General features: G+C 66.8%; 1 protein-coding gene. It reads right to left on the bottom strand.

Going from position 1 to position 2,426, the window contains the following annotated elements; genetic code table 11:
* Positions 1 to 115: 115 nt before the first annotated feature.
* Positions 116 to 1,885 (bottom strand): reverse transcriptase/maturase family protein, encoded by a 1,770-nt coding sequence (locus tag ABGB01_RS45830; protein ID WP_347780616.1) that lies wholly within the window; start codon positions 1,883 to 1,885, stop codon positions 116 to 118.
* Between the last annotated feature and the right edge of the window lie 541 nt (positions 1,886 to 2,426).

The raw sequence follows: 2,426 nt of genomic DNA, 5'->3' as shown, positions 1-2,426 counted from the left end.
GGAGTGTGGGCGTGGAGTAGGCCGCGCGGCGCGGTTCCCTTGACGGGGCGTTTCCGCGCGGCCCCTCCCCGAACCGGACGGGCGAGTTTCCCCGCATCGCGGCTCTCCAGTGGTGCTACTGCGCGTGCGGCCGGTGGTGGATGTCGGCGTGACAACGGGCGCAGACGATCAGGGTCTTCCGTCGTCTGCTCCGCATCGCCTGCACCCATCCAGACGCGGTCGTCGGGCTGTATCGATCGAGGTCAGTGAGGCGCTTGACGTGGTGGACGGTGATCCCGTCGCGCGAGTCACATAGTTCGCAGATCCCGGCCGTCAACCGGGCGATGAGCTGGCGTCCCCGTCGCGTCGGCCATGCCCCGTCGATCAGACGGGCGTGTTTGCGGCGACGCAGCGGGATGCCTCCGAACCTGGCGGTGAACACCGTGCCCGAGGGGGTGTGCAGTTTCGCTTCGAAGCACCGTCGCTTCCCGTATGGGGTGGTGACAGTGGTCCGGTAGCGGTCGCGCATCACCCACGGCGGGCGGCGGTGCCTGGCGGCCAGGGTGGAGAACATCGACTTCTCCATGACGTAGCGGAGCTTGTTGAGCCGGTTGATGTTTCCGGCCAGCTGGTAGTACTGGACGTAGCCTCGATACTCCGAGCCGAACGCGGCGACGATGTTGTAGTCGCTGGTGCGGATCAGATCGTTGCGGATCAGGGGTTTGCCCTGGTGGCGCTGGTAGGTCCGGCATCTGGCGTCAACGGTCGCCGGTGGGACGCCGAGCGCGATGGTGCCGTTGAGTGAGCGGCCGCCCCTGGTGTGCCAGGTGTCGGCCTGCCGGGTCCAGATGTCGTAGCCGAGGAACCGCGCCTTGCGGGTGCGGGCGTGGGTGATCAAGGTCTTCTCGGTAGAGAGCTCCAGCCTCAGCTCTTCGCGCAAGAAGGCCGCGAGCTGGTTCTTGATCTGCTCGGCTTCGGCCTTGGTTCCGACGAACCCCAACAGGTGGTCGTCGGCGTAGCGGCAGTAGCGCAACCGCCGGTAGCCGGGGTCGTGCACGTCCACGCTCGGCATCGACTGCTGGATCTTGCGGAGGGCCTTGACCTTGACGCGGTCGCCCTTGCGCCTCCAGTAGCCGATGTTCGCGGTGACGTTGCCATACGCCCGGTTCTGCCGGCGTGCATTGCCGCGGGTCCAGGCCGGGACCAGCGTGTGTTCCACGAAGGTATCGAGCCGATCGAGGTAGATGTTGGACAAGATCGGCGAGACCACGCCGCCCTGTGGCGCACCGGAGTGTGTGGCGTGCCACCTCCAGTCCTCTAGGTACCCCGCCTTCAGCATGCCGTCCACCAGCGCCAAGAACCGTCCGTCATGGATGCGTTCGGCCAGGATCGCGAGCATGACCTCGTGGTCGAGGCTGCCGAAGCAGTCGGCGATGTCGCCCTCGATGAACCAGGTCGTGCCGGTCCAGGTGGAGGCGATCTCGTCGAGCGCGGTGTGACAGCCCCGTCCGGGACGGAACCCGTGCGACCTGGCCGAGAACTGCGGCTCGTAGTACGCCTCCAACAGCAGGCGCACCACCTCGCCGACCAGCTTGTCCGACCAGGACGGCAGCCCCAGCGGCCGCAGGGTCCCGTTCTTCTTGGGGATGTGCACCCGCCGGACCGGAGCGAACCGGTAACGTTCGGCCCGTAGTAGGCCGATGATCTCCCGGATCTGCTCCAGACTCATTCCGTCGGGTGTGACCCCGTCGACCCCGGGAGTCATCGCGCCGTCGTTGGCGTAGATGCGCCCGTAGGCCATCAGAAACAGCTGCTCGTTGAACAGCTGCCGATACAGCCGCGTCAGAGGCAGGCCCCGCCCGCCCCGGTCGCGCAGGACACCGAGCACCGTGTCGGCGCTCTGCATTACGCATACCTCCTCGAATTGATCGGTGTCCGCTCCACCTGTGCCCCTTCGCCCTGCGAGCGGCTCTCCCGCTCTCCTTGGCCGGGCGTTACTCCGGCGACTACTACGAGCACTCCGTCACCGCCGACCCGGTGAGGGCCGGGACGGTGATCCCACGTTCGTCTCAAACGCACGTTCAGCGCGGCTACAGGCGCCCCACTCATCTCCTTCAATGCCCTCGCTGGACATCGCTCCCGCCGCGAAGGTTGACCAGGACGAACCAGTACATCCCGGCCACGACGGGCACCGGTTCCGGGTGCCGTTCCGGTCGCAGTAAATTGCTGCCGCTGGAGATTGGGGTTCAAGCAATCAAGCCTTCGCCATACCGCGCGGGTCCCCCGACACGCCGTCCCAGGCACCTGAGCCCGGCCGCCGGTTTCCTGGCATGCTCTGGTCCCCTTCACCTTTCGGCTCCAGGTAAGCCATCGGACCCAGCAGACCTCCCTTCGAGTCTGTCCCGCCTTGGCGGGGATGCGTCAGAGCGCCTCGTGGCGCACTGGTT

The sequence above is a fragment of the Nonomuraea sp. B5E05 genome (assembly GCF_039880665.1).
Taxonomy (GTDB): Bacteria; Actinomycetota; Actinomycetes; order Streptosporangiales; family Streptosporangiaceae; genus Nonomuraea.
The sequence above is the reverse complement of the archived record's forward strand: the minus strand, read 5'-3'. Positions and strand labels throughout refer to the sequence as shown.